Origin of the sequence: Bradyrhizobium tropiciagri (genome assembly GCF_001189845.1) — a bacterium.
Classification (GTDB): Bacteria; Pseudomonadota; Alphaproteobacteria; order Rhizobiales; family Xanthobacteraceae; genus Bradyrhizobium; species Bradyrhizobium tropiciagri.
This window is the reverse complement of sequence record NZ_LFLZ01000016.1, coordinates 1-20,641: the sequence shown is the minus strand read 5'-3', so window position 1 is coordinate 20,641 and position 20,641 is coordinate 1. Positions and strand designations below refer to the sequence as shown.

Sequence of the window (20,641 nt, the reverse complement as noted above, 5' to 3'; positions counted from 1 at the left end):
CCCGCAGAACAGCAGACCGCCAAATGTCGGGCGAGGTCTCCTCCGGTGTCGCGGACAAGAGGGCCGCCAGCTCAATTGGCGGCAGCATCGCGAGCTGTTCTCTCGATCGACGCTCGGGAAGACGTTTTGTAAGTCTGGTGCCTGGATTCGCGGAGTGTCTCTACGATCAAAATTCGCGGACCTCCCTTGCCAAGCTCAGGCTAACCACCCCATGCCGGGGGCAATGCAGGCGGGGTTCGAAGCTCCATCGCATCGGCGAAGATGGTCCAATCACGGACACCTTTTTGCCTGCAGAAATCGGTTTCTGCCTGCTGTGCAGCAGCACTCAGCGAGGCTGCATGCACCCGGAACGTCGCCTGACAGGCACGATGCTCGTGGCCGGTATCGTCACAAACGGTCTTGATGAACCGAACGTTAAATGAAGGCATGATACCTATTCCTGTGCGTTTGCTTATCTTGCATTCTGCCGGCCGCGCCAGGCGAGTGTTTGATTTGTCTCAAGCAGCACCTAAAAAGATTCTCGCTCCATCGAGATAAGGTCGAGACTTGGGCAGCTGATGCGAGTGCTCTTTCGTCCCGAAGAAGCTGCAAATCACCAAGCGTCCAGGTTTGGCGGATCACATCTGGTTGATGTGGCTCAGGAACAGTAGCTTCTCGTCTTCTCACGCCTTGGGCCGGCAGAGTTGAGGCGCTGATCCAGAGAATTCTCAAGAGACGGTTGGGAGCAGAATGGACCGTTACGCCTGCGATGGCGATCATCGATCAATTCCAACTTCAAGCGACGGCAATGTGGAAGCTTGTTACGCCGCGAACCTTGCACGGTGCTTGGTAGTTCCACAAGGCATTCCCGACAGCTCTGGCTGCCTGCCAGGCAGCGGGCAATGGCATTTCTGACCAGCGCCGGCGGCCGAGGACTACCGGCGGCGAGAACTGTCCGCACGTGAGCAAATGAGGCGAACCGGCCTCATCTCGCTCGTGATGGTCCACCCTGCCGCCGCAACGGCAAAGCCGATGATCAGGCTAGCCGCAGCCAAGGTTTCGATAAGCCCAAGGTTAAAGACTTCGGCGCCGTAGCCGATCGCTGCGATCAGCGCAGGCAAGACCAACGACAATGTAAGGCGAGCAATCAACTTACCATCTCCTTCGCGACTCTCGCAGCTCAATGACACGTGTTGTCATGGTGCAATGCCCGTGCGCTGCGCAGCCTCAACATTTGCATATTGTGCGTCCTGCATTTTGATTTCCATCAAACCCGCTACACGCTGGCGATTGTGTGGATCGATGCGCGGCTCTGCCGAATGACTCGATTTAGTGCTTGCCAACTACCGGCAACGCACTGGCAGTGGCCGCTCGCCCTCGCCCCGTAAACGCGCATCAGCTTCTTTTTGACCTGCATCAATACAGCGGTGGCGGCTTGCGGATAGAAACGACCTTCCAGTCAAGCTCAGACACATGGCAGATGGAAAGCCTTGGCGCCCGATCATCTTTTCGTACCCAAGTACCGGCGAGTGGGCTCCAGGACTGCTGCCGGACGCAACCGAGCGAGCTGCACCCGGTCACCTGCGCCGCGTGTGATGCTAGCCACTTCATCGACCCGCGGATCGGCGCGGTGTTCGGGCCGAGCGCAGCTGGCCCATCCGAATGCCATCAAGCGAATTCCGGCGTCATACCGTTCTCGCACGGACACGCCGCCAGACTCGCAAGAGCGCGCTCGAGGGCATCAAGACTCCACGCCCCGCGCTGACTTCGTGGGAGGGGGAGACTTCCGACCGACAAAGGATGTTCGACATGACAGACCACGGCGACAATTGTCCCGCCGCGGGCACGCTTGCGGGAACGGAAGTCCACTCCAGCTGCTGTACAACAGTAATCCATACCAACCGGCGGCTTGAACTGGTCCGGTTCGACTCGACCGGATCCCGGGAACTGCTTCGCAGCCCTGATACTTCGGTCGGCGATCGGATCACGTCCCAGCACGACGGGATCGGCGACGATACGCCCCAAAGCATCCGGACCGCAACTGGCGCGATTGAGACCATACGCCGCTTGGACGAGATCAGGCTGAGCCTGTTGTCGCAGCGGCCGAGCGATCTCGCCCGTAGTATTCGGAAGGTTGCCTGATTTTGTCAGTCAGCGGCGATGAACACCGTCCAGGATCTATTGGCAACTTGACCTGGGAGCGCATTGAAACGGCGCCCTTTGACCGGGAGCTGGAGATCGCGGTGATCGAGGGTAATACCATTCACCGGTTGGTCTTTCCTTGCCGCCGGATCTTCGGCGGCTGGATCAAGGCCATGACCGGAGAGCACGTCGCGGTGCAGCCCACGCACTGGCGCATCTGGCCGAGATAGCGGCCGCCGCCCTGCACACAATAGGTAGCGCAACGAAACGCGGCTGCATCCGGTCGCCTCACATAGACAAACTATGTACAGTCGATCGAATGAGAGGGTTTGCCGGGAAACATGTCGCCCACATCTGGTACCGCTATGGCACAGCCGCGGCGGCCGCCGCGGTGGCGCTCGTGCTTCGTGCGGCGCTGGATCCGTATCTTCAGGACCGCACGTTCACGATCATCTACCTTCCAGTCATCGTTTTTGCCGCTTTCGCCGGCGGCCGCGGACCGGCCATCTTCGCTACGCTGCTCTGCCTCATCATCAGCGCGGCATGTCTTGGGAACAACCTCATCTCCGATTCCGCAAACATGATCGATATAGCCGGACTGGCGGTACTTGGCCCCCTGCTCGGCTTCATGGGCGATCGGCTGCGGCGAGAATCAGAGCAGGCGCGGTACCGACAAGCCCATCTGCAGTCGATCCTGGACACCGTGCCGGAAGCCATGATCGTGATTGACGAGAAGGGACTCATTCGCTCGTTCAGCGCCGCGGCAGTGCGTTTATTCGGTTGGTCTCCGGACGAAGTGGTCGGAGCGAATGTATCCAGGTTAATGCCGCAGCCCTACCGCGCCGAGCATGACCGCTACATTGAACGCTATCTGACTACCGGAGAGCGGCGCATTATCGGCCTCGGCCGTATCGTGGTCGGCGAGCGAAGCGACGGCTCGACCTTTCCGATGGAGCTTGCCGTCGGTGAGGCCAAAGTGCGCGGCGAACGATTCTTTACCGGTTTCATCCGAGACCTCACCGAACGGCGAGCGCAGGAACGGCGATTGCAGGAACTGCAATCTGAGCTCGTGCACGTCTCGCGGTTGACCGCCATGGGTGAGATGGCCTCGTCTATTGCCCACGAGATCAACCAGCCGCTCTCCGCAATCACAAATTACATGCGCGGCGCCAAGACGCTGCTGGCGTCAGACAAGCCGGACGCCAACCGTATTGGTGATGCCATCGAACATGCCACCCAGCAAGCTCTGCGCGCCGGCGAAATCATCAAGCGCCTGCGGGAATTCGTTGCCAAAGGCGAGACGGAGCACACAATGGAGAATCCGCTCACTATGCTTGAAGAGGCGGTCGCTCTGGCCTTGCTCGGCGCCAAGGATCAAGGCGTGCGGGTGACGATCCGCAGCGATCGCGATCTGCCATCGATGATCGTGGACAAGATCCAGATCCAGCAGGTCGCGCTGAACCTGATACGAAACGCGATCGAGGCGATGGCTTCCGGCCCGCGTCGCGAATTGACCGTCGGAGTTGCCAAAGTCGACGGCCTCGCCAGGTTTACCGTTGCCGATACAGGCTCTGGTATCAGCCCTGATATCGCCGACCGGCTGTTCCAGCCCTTTGTCACGACCAAAGAGCATGGCATGGGTGTGGGACTATCAATCTGCCGGACGATCATCGAGTCCCATGGCGGCCACATCGCTGTGGAAGCCAATCCGGGCGGCGGCACGGTCTTTCAGTTTACCCTGCCATTTGCGGAGGCTAATGAAGAAGCATGACCATGCGGCGCGTTCTTGTGATCGACGATGACGCCGCGATGCGGGACTCGCTCGCGTTTCTGCTTGATGTTAAAGGCTTCTGCGTGGCAACCTATGAGACGGCGAGCGGTTTTCTCGGTGACGCCGCGAGCGGTCCGGTTGACTGCATTGTGTCGGACATCCGCATGCCGGGCATGAGCGGCCTGGAACTGGTCCGCAAGCTGAAGGCCGATCGCGTCGACTGTCCCGTCATCCTGATAACTGGTCATGGCGACGTAACGCTGGCAGTCGAAGCGATGAAAGCGGGTGCGATCGACTTCATCGAGAAGCCCTTCGAAGACGAGGTGCTATTGCGTGCGATCAATAGCGCCTTGGAAGCAAGGCCAACCAAGCCAGCGGACGATACGGCGAAACTGCAGGCCGAAGCCCGCCTGGCAGACCTCTCATCGCGCGAGCGTGATGTCCTGCAGGGACTACTGGCCGGCAAGATCAACAAGGTGATTGCCCATGATCTTGGTATCAGCCCGAGAACGGTCGAGGTTTACCGGGCGAACGTCATGGCAAAGACCAATGTTCGCAGCATGTCCGAGTTGATGCGAATAGCTATCGCCGCCGGGCTCTAGCAACATCGCAAGCGACGGAACGCCCTATTCAAGCATCCAGCTGTCTGTTTCAACTGAGCAGATCGCGCCGAGAAGGTCATGTTGCTGATGCGGTGGAGCTTTAAATCGCCTGCGGATTCTTTGCAGGGCGTAAATCGTGCAACACAGGCGAGTACTATTCCTGGCCGTGGACTATTATGAGGCCCGCTCCTTGCCAGTTTGTTCGTGCTCGAGAACATTCAGCGGCGGCATATGATGCGGATCATTTGAGGGCTCGGATTCTTCCGAGGCAGCAGGTCTTTGACTTCGGAGAACGACAATGCTCGGGAATATACTGGTTCACCTTCCGACGGAGCTCCCGGTGCGGGCTGCAATCAACGGGTCGATCTCCTTCGCACAGAGTACCGGCGCGCATCTTGACGTTGTAGCCATCGGCTACGAGAGAACAATTATTCCGCTTCTTGCAATTGGCGTAACGGCGGTTACTGCTGTTTTCGACGTCGAGCAGGCGCAAGCGTTGGAGCGGGCCGAAGCAGCACTTCATGCCTTCGATCTACAGGCACGGAATACCGGCATTTCCTATACGAGTCGCGCGCTGAGCGCGCTTCCAACCGACGCGCGCCGGATCATCTGCGCGAGCGCGCGAGTCCACGACATGACCATCGTTACCCAGCCTCAGGGCGGCTACGATAGTTGCGACAATCTGATACTCAGGGGGATCCTTTCCCAGGCTGGCGGGCCAGTTCTGTATCTGCCACCAACCTTCGACGGCGCCTTCTCGATCAGACGAGTAGGGATTTGTTGGGACGGCAGCCGCCGTGCGGCGCGTGCGTTGCACGACGCAACGCCACTTTTGTGTAGAGCCGATACCCTCACCATCATCGCGACCACCGCCCCGGACAAAGTCCCGGCAGAGAGTTCCACCGCGCATCTGGGAGAGTATCTCGCAAAATCAGGACTTCCTGCGAGGATCGTGTCACTTCCGGCATCCCGGGCAGCGCGGCGCGCTCTCCTGTCGCTTGCGACCGACGAGAGCCTCGACCTGCTGGTGATGGGAGGCTACGGTTGCTCTCAGCTGCAAGAGAGGCTGCTCGGCACCGCCAGCCATATGCTCCGCGGGATCAACATCCCGGTCCTGATGTCACAGTGAGACGGTACGGGCGGCACGTCGCCGGATCCGCGAAGATGCCATCAAAATGCTGTCGCGATCGGCGCATCCGACGATGCCCGAGCTTAACATCAGGCTAGATCAGGATGTCCTTCGGTTCCTACGATTGCGGGAGTGCGGCAGAGCGGACTGTTGAGCCGGGACAATATGTCGCGCGAGCTTAGCTCTATGATTCAGTTTCCAACTCGGACCACATGAAGTGACGACCGGGCCGTCGTCCACATCGATGAGCATACACGGATCCTCATGATCCCGGCTGGCCACTCCAGGGCCCGACCAGGATCAGAGTCATGATTTGCGAAGGCGACTTCCTACGGCGGGCTGAAAGTGACGGTGGGGACAGCTCTTAGCACTCTCCACCGGTGTGGCCGTTCGCTTTCGATTGTTTTCGTGGCGGCCTGCCAGGTCAGCCTTCTGATCCAAAGCTGGCCCAATTGATTTGAGCATGTTCGAGTAGCAGGGGACCCGCGTCGCGCGTCGTTCAAGAGGAACTCAATCATGAGCTTACGCGTAAATACCTAGTGGCTTCTACTTAGGTAAAACATCTGGATTTCACAGTTTGTCAGGAGCGGCCAATCTGCGTGTCATCGACGTTCGCAAGCAAAGTTCGCCATGCACGCCCGGACCGCCAGCCTTCCTGAGACCAGCCGCCATCCACCCAACGTCTTGCGTGGGAAATCTGACAATCGTGGACCGCTTGGTATGATTGCGACACCGATGCGGTTCACACGCAATAGCGAGATTTACGGAGAGGATGAAGCAGCCGAATACCTTTATCAGGTGGTATCGGGGGCTGTGCGAACCTACAAGATTCTGGAGGACGGACGTCGTCAGATCGGCGCGTTTTATTTGCCTGGTGACATCTTCGGCTTTGAGGCCGAAGAAAGCCATATCTCTTCGGCCGAGGCGATCTGCGAGACGCACCTGCTCATGGTGAAGCGCACCGCTGTCATCTTTCGCGCCAGCCACGAGAGGGAACTCGCAAGGCAGCTCTGGGACGCGATGGCGCTTGAGCTCCGCCGTTTCCAGGCGCATTCGATGCTCCTGATCAGCAGCGCAGAAGAACGGGTCATCGCGTTCCTGCTCGACATATCTCGGCGCACTACGAAGAGCGCGGCCATCGATCTACCCATGTCACGGCAGGATGTTGCAGATTACCTTGGCTTGACCATCGAGACGGTGTCGCGCACTTTCACTCAGCTTGAGCAGAATGGCGCGATCGCCCTGCCGACCACGCGCCGAGTCGAGCTCCGCAAGGACACATTGTCCAACCGCTTTGCGCAGAACTTTGGCTAACGTGATTTGCGCCAGCTCCAGGCTGGGCGCCGCACGCCTCTGTGCGCCGAGCCGTGCTGGAAAATACAGCGAAGGACAACCAACTGCGGCTTGGGGAACCGGGCACAAATCGCCGCCAGTTTACATTTTCCTCCATGGAGCACCGCAATGATCATCGGTCGCTTGCTTCGAGAGCATCGTAATATCGATCTCCTTTTGGTCGCCCTTCAACGCGAATTGGAGATTTTTGAGCAAGGACATCGTCCGGACTATGAGGTGATCCGCGCGATTATCAGCTATTTCGAGGTTTACCCTGAGGTGTATCATCATCCTCAAGAAGACTTGATCTTTTCCAAGCTCAAGAGGTGCGATCCGGATGCGGTCGCAATGGTCGGAGATCTCGCGCATGAGCATCAGGAAGTCATCGACCGCTTGCACCACTTCGCTCGCGCCATTGATGGCGTCCTGGCAGATCGTGAAATCCTTCGGCAAGATGTCGGCAAGATCGTACGCGACTTTATAGTACGCGAGCGGCACCACATGATGTGGGAAGAACGGGACTTCTTCCCCGCCGCCGTTGCGGCTTTATCAGCTGAGGATTGGGCCGAAGTCGCTTCCGCCCTCACCGATCACGGAGATCCGCTATTCAGCGAGACAGCTGAAGCGGCTTCCGACGCGCTAAGAGCGCATATTCTACAATTGGAACAAGAAGCTGAGGCAGAACGGAGCGCACTTGCGTTTTCGAGCGCGTTGGCCGGCAACCCGCGGCACAATGCGGAGAGAGATGGACCACATTGATCGCTGCCGCTTTCGCCAGGAAATTGGACATCATTTCATGGGACTCGAAAAGAAGATCGCTCGCCTGCCCCCAGGTTACGCACGGGAGATAGGCTTCTCCGCCTGACGGTCGTTTGCTTCAACTGGCGGCGCAAGCGGCATGGCCGAACGTTTAAACGGTCTGATTCAAACATAATCGGATACCGCAGATCCCGGGACGTTCGCTCTGCACAGCAGAGCTGTCGGATGTCAATTTCGATAAAGATCCGTTTGCTGCTTCGTTTCGTGTCGTTCTCGCTCGTGGGAGGTGCATTGCCAAGAAGGCTCATTCCTGCCGTGCGACCGCTTCACACAATTCAAAGCATGATGTATGCGCCGCTGGCATGACCTACCGGCCAGCCCATCAGTAACCGCGATATTTGAGGCAGCGCAAAGCTTACCATGCACCTGTCCGATAAACGGGCGCCCAAAGAGCGAGAGAGGCATCGCAATGCGACCGGACCTAGCACAATCCTACGGGCAGCACCGACTACCGCGCTACACCAGCTATCCGAGCGCCCCTCATTTCTCAGCATCAGTTCGGGAGTTCGACTATCAAGCTTGGCTCAAGTCTCTCGACGGCCAGCAGTCCGCCTCGATCTACGTGCACGTGCCATTTTGCCGAAGCATGTGTTGGTACTGCGGCTGCCATACATCCGTCACGAAACGCGACGATCCGATCGCGATCTATACAGCTGGATTGCGCACTGAAGCCTACCTCGTTGCAGAAGCCGTTGGCCAACGACAGCCAATCTCTCATATCCACTTCGGCGGTGGCACGCCGACGATCCTGACACCTGAAGCATTCGCCGATTTGGTCGGCTCGTTGCGTTATTCGTTCGCCCTCCTGCCTGATGCCGAGATCGCCGTGGAAATCGATCCCCGCATGTTGAGCAATCCGATGGCCGAAGCCCTGGGCTATAGCGGGGTCAACCGGGCAAGCCTTGGCGTGCAGAGCTTCGACCCGGTCGTCCAGCAGGCCATCAACCGCCCGCAGAGCTTCGAACAGACCGCAATTTCGGTCGAGCGGCTACGCCACGCCGGCATTTGCCGGATCAATTTCGACCTGCTGTATGGGCTGCCCAGACAGACGGTCGATTCATGCCTGGATACCGTCGACAAATGCCTCGAATTGCATCCGGACCGGTTTTCGGCCTTTGGTTACGCGCACGTTCCGACCTTCAAGAAGCATCAACGCAAGATCGACGAATCCACTCTGCCCGACAGCCTCGAGCGCTATCTCCAATCCGAAATGGTAGCTCACACTTTGGTTGACGCTGGATACGTACGCGTAGGCCTCGATCACTTCGCCCTGCCGCATGACAATCTCGCTGTGGCGGCGAAGCAAGGTAAGTTGCGCCGCAATTTTCAGGGGTACACTGACGATTGCGCAGACGCGCTCATTGGCCTCGGTGCCAGCGCCATCGGCCGCCTGCAACAGGGGTTCGTCGCGAATGCCGTCTCGACCAGGGATTACCTCGCCCGCATCACCGAGGATCGGCTCGCGACGGCGAAGGGCTATTTACTGACTGATGATGATCGCTACCGGGCGGAGATCATCGAGCGGATTATGTGCGACATGACAATCGATCTGTCCGAGACGTCTCGCCGTCACGGCAGGGATCCGGAGTTGGCCGTTGTCGATCGGCCCAGGCTCGACAGCCTTATCGCAGATGGCGTCGTCGTGGTTGACAATGGCCGGCTTTCCGTAGTCGACGGCGCCCGGTTTCTGGTCCGGAGCGTCGCCTCCGCGTTCGACGCTCACCTCGCTCGGTGCGGGGCTATGCACAGCGCGGCGGTCTAATCGTGTGAGCGGCGGGCTTGCCACTCTAGCAATCCGCACTTCAGTCACCAGTGAACTGGCTTATGCCCGGTGCGGGCCGATCTCGTGATCGTGGATCATCCTATTTGTCCACCACTTTCATGGTCGCGTGTCGATCCGTCCATCCATTCCAAACAGGGTCCCAAACCTTCGCTACAGTGGAACCGGACAGATTGCCTGCGCAGCCAGATCAACAAGATCATGCATCGGTTGCTTGAGTACTTCTTGCGGTCGCGTTTGCTCGCATGGTCGCGCTGATCCGGGCAAAAAAGCGCCGCTAATTGCATTTCGCCTTGGTCGGTACCAAGCCGGTCGGGTGTCGCCAGCCGCAGTCTTTGCTCGCCTCGACAAACCATTATGACCGGGTGCTCCAGACAAACCTTAGTCTAGTGTTCCAATACTCGACGACATCGGTCGCATACCACAGCATGATTGAGCTATGCTGATCCGTGCTTCAACTTGGGGGCAGATTTACGGCGGATGTCCTCGCCGGCAATCGAACCATCGGCTGTCCTCCCTCCGCCGATGGAAGTCGGCGATGTGTCAGCATCGCTCCTCTCAGACTTAACTTTCGCCCGGCCTGCTAAGCGCGGCCGGGCTTCTTTTATCCGAGCTCGGTCGAGATGATCCAGAGCGCAAACGCGCTATGAGCGGGTCAGCGTCCGGGAGGAGAGAGTAAGATCAACGACTTGTCCGATCAGATGCTGCGCGCAGTTCGCGGGCGGCGGCGACCATGTTGACCAGCGCCGGGCGAACCTCCTCCCATTTGCGCGTCTTCAGGCCACAGTCCGGATTTACCCAGAGCTGCGAATCCTGCAACCGCTGCCGAGCCAATGCTATCAGCTCCTTCATTTCCCCGGCCTCGGGGATGCGGGGAGAATGGATGTCATATACGCCCGGCCCGATTTGATTGGGATATTTGTAGTACCTGAACGCGTCGAGCAGCTCCATCTTCGAGCGCGACGTTTCGATCGAGATGACATCCGCATCCATTGCAGCAATGGCATCGATAATGTCATTAAACTCCGAATAGCACATATGCGTATGAATCTGGGTTTGATCTGCAACGCCTGATGAGCAAATGCGGAAGCTATCGACGGCCCATTGAAGGTAGGCCGCCCACTCCGATCGGCGCAATGGCAACCCTTCGCGGAGGGCAGCTTCGTCGATCTGGATCATGCTCGCACCGGCTATCTCGAGATCGCGGACTTCGTCGCGGATCGCCAGTGCGATCTGCCGGCAGACCTCGCCTCTTGGAATATCATCGCGAACAAACGACCAGTTCAAGATTGTTACTGGTCCGGTCAACATCGCCTTCACCGGCTTGCTGGTTAATGATTGCGCATAGAGCCACCAATCCACAGTGATCGGCTTTGGCCGCAAAACATCGCCGAACAGGATCGGTGGCCTGACACAGCGCGAGCCATAGGATTGTACCCAACCGTTCCTGGTAAATGCGAATCCGGCGAGTTGCTCGCCGAAGTACTGCACCATGTCATTACGCTCGAACTCGCCGTGCACAAGGACGTCCAGACCAATGTCCTCCTGCCAACGCAGAGCGCGCGCGGTCTCCTCCTTGAGGAACTTGTCGTATTGCTCGTCGCTTATGCCGCCTTGCGCATGTGCTGCGCGCGCATTACGGACCTCTGGGGTTTGCGGGAAGGATCCGATCGTCGTAGTGGGAAAGGCCGGTAGTCCAAAGCGCTTGCGTTGGATGTCGGCTCGACGGACAAATGGGCTGGCGCGCCGGCACATGGCCTGGTCGATCGCTCGCATCCGCACCGCGAGATCGGCATCGCGGATCTTTGGTGAAGTCCGGCGGAACGTCACGGCCGACTGCGATTCAGCAAGACTTTCAGCGACATTCTGATCGCCCGCGAGTGCCCGCGCCAGGATCGCAAGCTCACGCATCTTCTGTACCGAAAAGGCAAGCCAGCTCTTGAGATCGGGTGCAAGTCCGGTCTCGAGTTCAACATCGACGGGCACATGAAGCAGCGAGCAGGACGGAGCAATCTGGACATGATCTCTGCCTAGCTTCGCAATCACGGGATCCAGTTGCTGGCGGAGCGTCGACAGGTTTGACCGCCATACATTTCGTCCGTCGATGACGCCAAGGGACATGACGAGGTCACATCGCCGGGCAGCAATGATTCGGCCCAACAGGTTCGGCGCGCGGACCAAATCCACGTGCAGTCCGGCAACGGGCATGTTCAAAGCCGTGTCCAGGTTATCGCCGAGATCGCCGAAATAGCTCGCGACCATGATCTTGACGTCAGGTACTTCCCTGGCGAGCCGATCGTAGACGTGTAGCAAAGATCTTCGCGCCCCCTCCTCCAGATCAAGGACCAGGCAGGGCTCGTCGCATTGAACCCAGTTTGCTCCCCGTTTGGCTAGTTCTTGCAGAACTTCGACATAGACCGGTATCAGCTCGTCCAGGAGCGACAGCGGCTGGAACGCAGGATCCGCGCTCTTGCCAAGCTTCAAGAATGTGACCGGCCCGATCAGCACAGGGCGGGTCTGGAACCCGAGGGCCTTAGCTTCCTCGTACTCCTCGATAGGCTTTCGCGAGGACAGGCGGAACGTCTGTCCCCGATGAAATTCAGGGACCATGTAGTGGTAGTTGGTGTCGAACCACTTGGTCATTTCCTGTGCGGGCGCGCCATATCCGCCCGATCCGTGGCTGCAACTCGCAGTCTCTCGGCCCCACTGTGAACCGCGGGCCATCTCGAAGTACGTCTTGAGCGAAACCGGTTCGGTTTTCGAGGCGTAGACTTCCGGGATGGCACCAACCATGACAGAGGTGTCGAGCACCTGGTCGTACAACGAGAAATCGTTGGACGGAATGACGGTGACACCGAGGGATTTTTGGCGGGCCCAGTTCGCAGCGCGCAGGCCAGCTGCGTCCTCGAGCAATTGCTGTTCGCTGATTGCGCCGGCCCAGTAACTTTCAAGCGCGCGTTTGAGCTCGCGCCTGGGACCGATCCGAGGCGTTCCAAGCGTGGCAACCGGAAGGGAGAGAAGAGACATAGCGCTAACCCCGTAGTTGGGGGCAAAGGCCATGGCGGACGCAAGCACAACCGCCCGAGGGGCGGTTGCTTGGCGCACCACCGGGACACCCCGCCCGTGGACGTATATGTGGTCGAGGCAGGTCTCCTGGCTCGCGGGTCATCGCTGCTGTCCGGCCTTCCCGAAGCCGCACAGGCTTCAGTGACTTTGTTGGACAGCGGCTCGCCGCTTACAGTTGCGGGGGCAGCGCCGGCCTGTTCACCGGCTTCCCTCTTAGCTCCGGATCCAGCGGGACCGGAGAACCTCTACGATTTGGATTATCGGCAACAGACCGCTTCCGTCAACCTCTCAGATGACTCTCTCACGTCAATGCTGCCATCATCGGTGACTCAAATGGCCATTCAACGTCGAAAGTTGACCACGATTGGAAGCTCTCTCCAATATATGTGTCGAAAGAATTGTCGAAGGCGCAATTCGCGGCGCTTCCAACGCGCCAGCATCCTGTCTCTCGACAGTCGAGAATCGCCGCCAGGGGCAAAACATCTGCGCAACCATTCATCAGAATACCCGGCGCGCATGTTGACCTATGAGCCCACCAATCCTGATAGGCGACTTGCGGTCTCTGATGCCGATAATACTCGGGCACGCATATCGATTCGCCTCAACGAACACTGGGAGGCCCGCAATGAAAATGGCTGTTTGGAGCGCCGTCGGCGTCTTTGCTGTCACCGTCTTTGCGGTCAGCATGTTCGGGAGGCTGCTGACAGCGTTCATGAATCAATCCGTCAGTCAGACGTCCTCGAGAATGTTGAGCAACTTGAGAGGAAGCTAGCGCGACTTGATCGTTTTTCGCTTACCCGGCCGGCGCGACTGGAAACAGCGGCTCATCCAACCATGAATGCGTAGTCGAGGCAGCTGGACGACTGACCGTGTGCGTAGGCAGAAACGCGCGCACCGTATCATTGCCTGCCTGACGACTCGCTTCCGAACGATTCCACACGCCCGGCGATGATGAGCGTTTTTGCTTATCATTTGCGGGCCGGTAGAGATCGCGGGCGTTCGGGTGACCACACCGAGCGGACGGTTCGACAACTTTTAAAAATGCTTCCCGATTTCTCATCCGTAAACCGGCAGCGCCCTTCGCTTGCGCCTCGAAGATCGGCGCGACAAAGTTGAGCAAGCCCGCGCTGATCGGCGGATTGGAAACATTGAAACGAGCGCAGGTCGGAAAGCCGACAAACGCTACACGAATCCGGCGCGATTTTGCCGGGTATTTCCTGGCACGAAGGATGCAGGCGCAAGATGCCCGGGCTTCTCCCCCTGGGCAGGTCCAGCACAGCAAATTGAGGTTGTCGCTGGCCCACTGAAGTTAGCGGCGCGTGACGTCGAGGGGACTGCGCCTGCTCGCGCGGGACATCGGCAGGCGCCCGCGTCACGTTGCCGCTAACTTCTTCCAATCGAGGATAGCATTGAAGGCTGCCGCTTTGACGTGTGGATGCAAAACCGATGGTCCTGCCGCTATGAAGAGAATGTCTGCAAGAGGCACGCTTTGTCTCTGTCAATTGCTGATTTTCCTTGCTGGGCTGGTTGCGACGGGCAACAGTGCGCGAGCCGGCGAAAACGCGCTTGTCGAACGAGTCAAGTCAACCTGGCGAGCACGAGACGGTGAGACAATCGAGCACATTGTCTCCAAAGTCTCGAAAGTGGCTCACTTCGTCCCTCGAAACTGGGGAATCGCCGAAGGCATCGACCACACTGAGTATGTTTATCTTTCCTGGACCAGACATCAGGATAACATATCAGACGAACATTACGTTATTACCTGGAAGGTCGGGACCGACGGAAAGATTGAAGTTGCGTCTCCCTATGCAAAGCCCATCGAACTCGGCTGGCGTGCCCTGGCGCTTTCACTCATCGCCAGTGAAGTCACCGACGGAGAAAAAGACGCAAACCTTCGTTTTCTGCATGATCCGGTCAATTTCAACTTTGTCACGACCGCGCGGGGCAAGCTCGGAGATCTATTGCGGCGCGGCCGCTGTCATATCATCGAACCTGTTGTCGTGGATTACGTGACGGCGGCGAATGACAAGCCGACCGAGAAAGCGGACCGGTGGCGCGTTCTGCTGTTGGTGAACTGCAACATACCAGGCCCGCGTTATTTTACGGAGAATGGCGTCATCACCTTCGAGAAGCGCGAGGGGCACAATTGGGAGCCGCAATCTTTCCTTGCCAAGAGGATTGCGACGTCTCCTCCCGGCTCCTGGTTCCATCACATAGAGCCAAACGAGGCGTTGGAGGGGGGGCGAAAGGCCTCGACAAATAATCAGGACGGCAGCGCTACTCCTTGAGCACCGAGCGGGTCGCGCCAACAGCAAGACCCATGCGCTGAAATAGTGACGCGTCCAGCTATGCCAGCAGCAGGCAAGCCTTTCTCCGGCCTGCAAGCCCCCAATCGAGAAAGCCAGGCATCAGGATGGCTCCTGCCTCTTCGGACGAGTAGGCGCGGCGGAACCAGTACAAAGTCGGCCGTTAAGAAGCCCATCTGACTGCCGGCACGGGGGCGAATGCCTGGCAGAGAGCGAGCAGGAATAGGCGCAGCAGAGCCCTGAGCCAGGCAAGGACGCGGCGGAGATTGTGGCCGACGGCGGTGAGGATAACGTTTGCGGCGTCGCCCTCGCGACCTTTGAGATGGCAGCGGCCGAGGTGGCCATCGGTCTTCATGTGTCCGATGACGGGTTCGATTGCTGAGCGACGCCGTAGTTCGCGCTTGATGACGCCGAAGACTCCACGCTTCTGACCAGAGATGAAGACGCGACGCGGATTGGCCGTGTCGTGGCCGCGATAGCCCTTGTCGACATTGGCGCGCTCGATCGCGCAGCCGGTAAGCTCCTCGGTGGCATCAAAGACGCTGCCGAGCGTATGCCCGTCATAAGGGTTGCCCGGCAGCGCCTTGGCGTGGAGCACGAAGTGGCCACCGGGAGCGCTGGCGTTGGTGGTGACGATCGAGGCTTTGACGCCGAACTCGTAGGGTGCGCTGGCCTTGCCTTTGCCGATGCATTCGACCTCGGGGGCATGGAAGGAATAGAGCTTCCATCCGCGTTGGCGCTGCTGCTGCGATCGGATCTGTGCAGCACGCGCGAGCGGCCCTTCGAAGACCGCCGCGAGTTCTGGCTGTCCGGCGGTTTTGCGGTGGATGTCGCGGATGATCCGCCCGAGTCGGCTGCGCAGCAGGCGCAATTGGCGATGGTGGCGCTTGAACTGCTTGGCATGGGCATAGCGGGAAGCCATCATGGCCGCTCGCTTGGCGATGCGCAGATAGGACTGCCGTAGCCGCACCCCGCATTTGCGGGCCAGCCGGTTGAGCCCCCTGATTGCCGCATGCAGCAACTTGGCATCGGTTGGGAAGGTGATGGCCTTGGGCTGCACGGTGGTGTCCACCGTGACCCGCTCGAGGTCACGCGTGCGCAGCGCGCCGGTCTCGTGCGCGACCCTTAAACTCTCGGCCAGCAAAAGCTCCAGTTTGTCACCGAGGCGCTTCCTCCAATGGCTCAGGTCAGAGCGCTCGTGCGGGAACTCGTGCTGGAAAACCTCCTCGCCTGTGAAGTGCTGGAAATACGGATCATAGACCCAGCGCTCGCACACCCCTTCGTCGGATAAGCCGTAGATCTGCTTGAGCAGAAGGAGCCCGATGATGAACCGGGTCTCGATCCCGGGCCGGCCCTTGTCGCTATAGAGCGGCGCGATCTCGCGATCGATCCAGTCCCAGTCGATCTTGCCGCCAAGCTGCACCAGCTCGTGCTTCATGTTGATGATCTGGTCGAGCCTGGCGCGAAACAGATCACCTGCCCCCGTCGTCTGCGGCTTTTGTGGTCGCATCGTCCCCTCCAGATGCGACCACGGAATCACGCCCGGCGATTCGAGGGAATCTTGAAAATGAAAACGCAAGCTTCCAAGGCTCGACACCCCGAAAGCTTGCAATCCCAAACTCCCTGCGCCAGAAAAATTGAATCCCCGATCAAGGCCTTACGAGTTCTTCACGGGCGACTACAAAAAGACACATCCGCTCTCGCCAGCGCGACGTGTCATCCTTCACGGACCAAGCGAGGCGATGCTGAGGCCAAGCCCGACCAGGCGTGCGCGCAGCGCATCGCGCGACCAACAAGCACCCGCGGGAGCGAGTGCAGCGACGAGACCGGTTTAAGAGGGACCCCGGGAACGGGGCAGTGATAGCGACGCCGGCATCCTCAATGGCGGCGGGACCCTTTCCCGAGTGCCCCCGGCGAGGAGCTCCGCAGCCTTGCTGCGAGGATCAAAGATCGAACTGAGCTTAATCTAAATTTCCTCGCGCGCATTCGTCTGCGCGTCATAGATCTTGATTTGAAGCATGGGAAAACGCTTCTTTAGTTCTGCTCCACCAGCCCGGGCGCCGTCTCTGGTTGCGAATTCGGCCTTGAGCCGGCCGTCCACTTCTAGCGCGTAACAAGAGACCGGCAATTCGGGGGTGGCCATAACCATTTCAATCCCATTGTGCGGCGAGGCAGTTGAACATAATGACTAGCGTGAGTCGCCCAAGTCCCGCCAGCGCGAATGCCGCAATGCCTGACTGCAGACACGTGTTGTGGATTAATTCATCGCTCTGAAATCGCGACCAGATCGCAACTCGCAATAGTGCGAGGACGCCCTTGCACCGCAGCCCGTAAAAGCCGTCCCACATCATTCCGCACGCTCGCCCTTACGCCGAACCGTGCTTTCTTCCGTTCGACGAGCATCGACGCCGGCCAGGCTTATGGAAGCCATTTCGCGCGCAGCGTTTCAGGGCAATGACGGTCGCGGATGCGGCCCACCGTGTGAGTGAAGCATGGTTGCTTTGTGCCGTGGGACCAAGCGAGAGGCCGATCTCTTTTGAGCAATCACTCTTATCGTGCCTTGCCAGGCCTCTACTTTCCTTACCATCAACCGCGTGTAGTCCTGTCGAACGATAGAGACTTAGCAATGCGGCTTCTTCCGCTCGGCGGCGAAGACTAGCACTCGCCCGCTTATTCCGAGCCCTTGGTGAAATAGCGTGCCAAGCGCCCTTCCCGGGTCGCGAGCCCAGCGCTGAAAACATGCGGGAATATGTCCGGGAGAGAGGGAGCGAGCTTCGGATGCCAGAGCCGCATCGGAAAATGCCCCCGAAGAAATCTCTTGAATCTCACCCAGCGTCAGGTCGTACGCTGAAAATATAAGCAAGCTTCCACAAAAGCGCTTCCAAAAGCATTGTCGATAGATGCCGACCAGACGACGACCTGTGCGGTCAGCAGTCGGCTGTGACGACACCGGATCGCTGCGATGTTGTGAGCAGATGAACCAAGAGCGAAAGGATATCAGGATGAAGTACCGCGTAATGATGGCAGCATTGCTCGCTATCATCGCGTCTCCTGTTTGCGCGGCGAAACTGAGCGGTGCTCCCCAAATCCTCGACGCCAACACGATAGAGATCGCGCAAACGCGAATTCGGCTCTCCGGTATCGAGGCCCCCGACACTGATCAGATTTGCCTGGATGCTCATGGTCAGAAATGGGCCTGCGGGGTAGCTGCTCGTGACGCCCTTATCAACTACTCGAATGGACGAATATGGGATTGTCAGACCGCAGGAGTAGACAAGTACGGCAGGTCTCTCGGCAGTTGCTTCATCGAGGGCCAGGACGTGAACGCCTGGATGGTAAGCTCCGGCTGGGCACTGTCATCCGCTCCATCCACGCATGTTTACCTCATCAATGAGGTGGTGGCGAGCAATGCCTTTGCCGGCCTGTGGTCGGGGGCATTCATCACCCCCTGGGACTGGCGCCGCCGCAACAAGAGCACGATCATTGTCGGCGCGAGCTCGGTGCCGAACGAGGCCCAGGAACTCCTGCTCGGATCCGCTCTGCTATCTGACCCGCCCTCCCCCGACTGCGTGATAAAGGGCACCATCGACGGTAACGGCGAGCGCACGTATCACTCTCCGGGACAAATCAGTTACGGGCAAATCGACATGACGAAGAAACCGGCTGAACGCTGGTTCTGCAGCGAAAACGAGGCCGAAGCCATGGGTTGGCATAGAGCCGCGCGATAGAGGTCCTATCCATGCATGCAAACTATCCACAGGGCACTCCCTATCCGACCGAGGTCCCTCCTTCCCGCCGCTCGCTGTTACTGTTCGCTCTTTCGGCATTTGTCGTGCCGTTTGCCGGCAACATTGTCGACGCGAAGCAAGCAACAGCGCCGCCGAAGCCGGATAATCAGCTCTCGCCCGATGCTGCACTGAAGCGGCTGATGGAGGGTAATGATCGTTATGTGCAGAGCGTGTCGCGAGGGCGCGATCTGGAACGCGAGCGCCGACTTTTAGTCGATGGTCAGAATCCATATGCGGCGGTTCTGAGCTGCGCCGATTCGCGGGTAGCGCCCGAGCTTGCCTTCGACAGCGGACTTGGTGATTTGTTCATATGCCGCCTCGCCGGTAACTTCGTCAACGATGACACGCTAGCTAGCCTGGAGTACGCGGTCGCCGTACTGAACACGCCGTTGATCCTGGTACTCGGTCACGATCACTGCGGCGCGATAGAGGCCACCATCAACTCGCTTGACGAAGGCAAGCCGGCACCGGGACATATCCGCTCCCTCGTCAGCGCGCTTGCGCCTGCCGTAAGAGGGTCCGGCCACCAACCAGGTGACAGCTCCGCCGATGTGATCCGGCAGAATGTGATCGATAACGTCAATAAACTCAAATCCGCCAGCCCGATCCTGAACCCGGCTATCGAGCAAAAAACACTCAAGATCGTCGGCGGTCTATATCGGCTCGAAACCGGCAGGGTCGACGTATTGGGCTGACGCTGGTGGCCTCGCGCGATCGCCCTGCCGGTCTGCCCTCGCCCCCCTCAATCGACTGACACAACATTCGCGGATCCATTGGGCTGCATCAAGTACACCGGAACGTGGATCCGCTTCACGGATGTCATAGCTTCGGGATAATGTTGGCGTGGTCTCCTGATACTGGTCATATTCTTCATACGTATGTTGGTAACGCGCGGGCCAGCATCAGGACTCTCGATGTCGCGGCCGATGTTGTTCATTATCGTTGTCTTCAGCAGCGTTGAGACGGCCAGAACGGATTCACCCGCTGCCGTCGCCTGTGGAGAGGCTATCCTTCGCGTAGTTGTTTTGTGGGCTTATGGTGCGTTCGAAGACGATGCCGACGGCGATTTCACGAAACCGGTTCACGCGGGCGCTTCGGCGGCTTGCTGAATCCGCGATCCGCCAGGGGCCGATGCTATCCACCCGCTGGCGCACGCGACAGTCCATTTGCTGAGCTATGAACAGCCGAGATAGTTGGAACCGAATGACCGCAAGACCGTAGCGGCTAGCTCCGCTGGTTCTATCTCGGCGCCTTTTCACCCAGCCCTCCTGAGCCTGACGAACCCTCCCCGCATTAATTCCGCATTGTAAGTTCGGCCATTGAGGGCAATGGTTGTTGTGTTGTTTGGACCAGGCATGAAGCCCGTTTCCTGCAGCTTCTCGATGAGGGCTGGGGGCGCCCACTGCTCCGGAAGCGGAAAACCTCTACGCGACGTCTCGAAAATGAATGCTCCGAAATCTGGTAGCCCCGCTGGCCCAGCTCCAATATTTTGGTCCTCCGGTGGATTATGAATGAGACGCACGCCGCTAGAGAGGTCCAGCGCGGCCGTATAGCGATGCCCTTTGATCTCATAGGTCATACTCGGCTGTTCGGCGTCAGGCAGGAGACCCAAGTGGTTCAGTCTCTCGACCATTTGCCCGGGGGCGGATTGGGTACCGTGGGAAAACTTGTGCGGAACGGCGAATGAGACATCGAAAGCCGTCTCCTCAGGCACGGCGGATGACGATGGACCGGGTTCATTGATGATCCGACTAAATAGATCATGATCTTCTTGTGTCCAGGCGTACTCTCCTGGAGACCCTGGAGATCCGCCGCGGTTAATCTCATTGAAATCCATACAGCTCTCCTTCTGTTTTAATCTCTTGCAGATCCGCACCGTCGTTACGGCCGCCGGTTCGGTCATCGAGAGAGGAGGTCTATGCTAAGG

18 protein-coding genes and 1 riboswitch are annotated in these 20,641 nt (G+C 58.8%); of the genes, 11 read left to right on the top strand and 7 right to left on the bottom strand.

The features are described from left to right. Positions 1–200: 200 nt before the first annotated feature. Positions 201–428, bottom strand: coding sequence for a hypothetical protein (locus AKN84_RS45435; RefSeq protein ID WP_128970841.1), 228 nt, complete (start codon positions 426–428; stop codon positions 201–203). 486 nt (positions 429–914) lie between these two features. Further along, positions 915–1,130, bottom strand: coding sequence for a hypothetical protein (locus tag AKN84_RS15245; RefSeq protein WP_128970840.1), 216 nt, complete (start codon positions 1,128–1,130; stop codon positions 915–917). 658 nt (positions 1,131–1,788) lie between these two features. Between AKN84_RS15245 and AKN84_RS15240 the strand changes: the two genes are divergently transcribed. The 8 genes from AKN84_RS15240 to hemN all read left to right on the top strand — a co-directional run bounded on the left by AKN84_RS15240 (position 1,789) and on the right by hemN (position 9,536). Then, positions 1,789–2,121 (top strand): hypothetical protein, encoded by a 333-nt coding sequence (locus tag AKN84_RS15240; protein ID WP_128970839.1) that lies wholly within the window; start codon positions 1,789–1,791, stop codon positions 2,119–2,121. Between the two features lie 47 nt (positions 2,122–2,168). After that, a complete protein-coding gene (locus AKN84_RS15235; RefSeq protein ID WP_050421514.1) occupies positions 2,169–2,351 on the top strand; it encodes a hypothetical protein in 183 nt (60 codons plus the stop codon). A gap of 89 nt (positions 2,352–2,440) precedes the next feature. Next, positions 2,441–3,892 (top strand): PAS domain S-box protein, encoded by a 1,452-nt coding sequence (locus AKN84_RS15230; RefSeq protein ID WP_050421513.1) that lies wholly within the window; start codon positions 2,441–2,443, stop codon positions 3,890–3,892. After that, positions 3,889–4,494, top strand: a complete 606-nt coding sequence (gene fixJ / locus AKN84_RS15225) for a response regulator FixJ (RefSeq protein ID WP_050421512.1) — start codon at positions 3,889–3,891, stop codon at positions 4,492–4,494. Before AKN84_RS15230 ends, fixJ begins: the two co-directional genes overlap by 4 nt. 340 nt (positions 4,495–4,834) lie before the next feature. Continuing rightward, positions 4,835–5,623 carry a universal stress protein gene (locus AKN84_RS15220; RefSeq protein WP_244485140.1) on the top strand — a complete coding sequence of 263 codons (789 nt, stop codon included), beginning with the start codon at positions 4,835–4,837 and terminating at the stop codon, positions 5,621–5,623. 720 nt (positions 5,624–6,343) lie between these two features. Further along, positions 6,344–6,937 (top strand): helix-turn-helix domain-containing protein, encoded by a 594-nt coding sequence (locus tag AKN84_RS15215; protein ID WP_050421510.1) that lies wholly within the window; start codon positions 6,344–6,346, stop codon positions 6,935–6,937. A gap of 147 nt (positions 6,938–7,084) precedes the next feature. Beyond that, the gene (locus AKN84_RS15210; RefSeq protein ID WP_050421509.1) at positions 7,085–7,714 is read left to right on the top strand and encodes a hemerythrin domain-containing protein; all 630 of its coding nucleotides are present in this window, start codon (positions 7,085–7,087) and stop codon (positions 7,712–7,714) included. 469 nt (positions 7,715–8,183) lie between these two features. Then, the gene (gene hemN / locus AKN84_RS15205) at positions 8,184–9,536 is read left to right on the top strand and encodes an oxygen-independent coproporphyrinogen III oxidase (RefSeq protein ID WP_050421508.1); all 1,353 of its coding nucleotides are present in this window, start codon (positions 8,184–8,186) and stop codon (positions 9,534–9,536) included. Positions 9,537–10,235: 699 nt separating this feature from the next. Here hemN and metE read toward each other — a convergent pair. Beyond that, a complete protein-coding gene (metE, locus tag AKN84_RS15200; protein ID WP_050421598.1) occupies positions 10,236–12,581 on the bottom strand; it encodes a 5-methyltetrahydropteroyltriglutamate--homocysteine S-methyltransferase in 2,346 nt (781 codons plus the stop codon). 99 nt (positions 12,582–12,680) lie between these two features. Next, positions 12,681–12,882: riboswitch (cobalamin riboswitch) on the bottom strand. A gap of 1,207 nt (positions 12,883–14,089) precedes the next feature. Here metE and AKN84_RS15190 point away from each other — a divergent pair. Next, positions 14,090–14,908 (top strand): nodulate formation efficiency C protein, encoded by an 819-nt coding sequence (locus AKN84_RS15190; protein ID WP_244485138.1) that lies wholly within the window; start codon positions 14,090–14,092, stop codon positions 14,906–14,908. Positions 14,909–15,089: 181 nt separating this feature from the next. Here AKN84_RS15190 and AKN84_RS15185 read toward each other — a convergent pair whose 3' ends face one another. Both AKN84_RS15185 and AKN84_RS15180 read right to left on the bottom strand, forming a co-directional pair. Further along, the gene (locus AKN84_RS15185; protein WP_050421597.1) at positions 15,090–16,436 is read right to left on the bottom strand and encodes an IS5 family transposase; all 1,347 of its coding nucleotides are present in this window, start codon (positions 16,434–16,436) and stop codon (positions 15,090–15,092) included. A gap of 456 nt (positions 16,437–16,892) precedes the next feature. Beyond that, positions 16,893–17,069, bottom strand: coding sequence for a hypothetical protein (locus AKN84_RS15180; protein ID WP_244485136.1), 177 nt, complete (start codon positions 17,067–17,069; stop codon positions 16,893–16,895). Positions 17,070–17,928: 859 nt separating this feature from the next. On the opposite strand from AKN84_RS15180, the gene AKN84_RS15170 reads away from it, so the two are divergent. Next, positions 17,929–18,654: a thermonuclease family protein gene (locus AKN84_RS15170; protein ID WP_128970838.1), complete on the top strand. Its 726-nt coding sequence runs from the start codon at positions 17,929–17,931 to the stop codon at positions 18,652–18,654. Between the two features lie 11 nt (positions 18,655–18,665). After that, positions 18,666–19,409: a carbonic anhydrase gene (locus tag AKN84_RS15165; protein WP_050421502.1), complete on the top strand. Its 744-nt coding sequence runs from the start codon at positions 18,666–18,668 to the stop codon at positions 19,407–19,409. 282 nt (positions 19,410–19,691) lie between these two features. On the opposite strand, the gene AKN84_RS47370 is transcribed toward AKN84_RS15165, so the two are convergent. Further along, complete coding sequence (locus AKN84_RS47370; protein WP_157863307.1) at positions 19,692–19,868, bottom strand: hypothetical protein; 177 nt, start codon at positions 19,866–19,868, stop codon at positions 19,692–19,694. A 101-nt stretch (positions 19,869–19,969) separates the two neighbouring features. Then, a complete protein-coding gene (locus tag AKN84_RS15155) occupies positions 19,970–20,551 on the bottom strand; it encodes a hypothetical protein (RefSeq protein ID WP_050421596.1) in 582 nt (193 codons plus the stop codon). Positions 20,552–20,641: the final 90 nt, after the last annotated feature.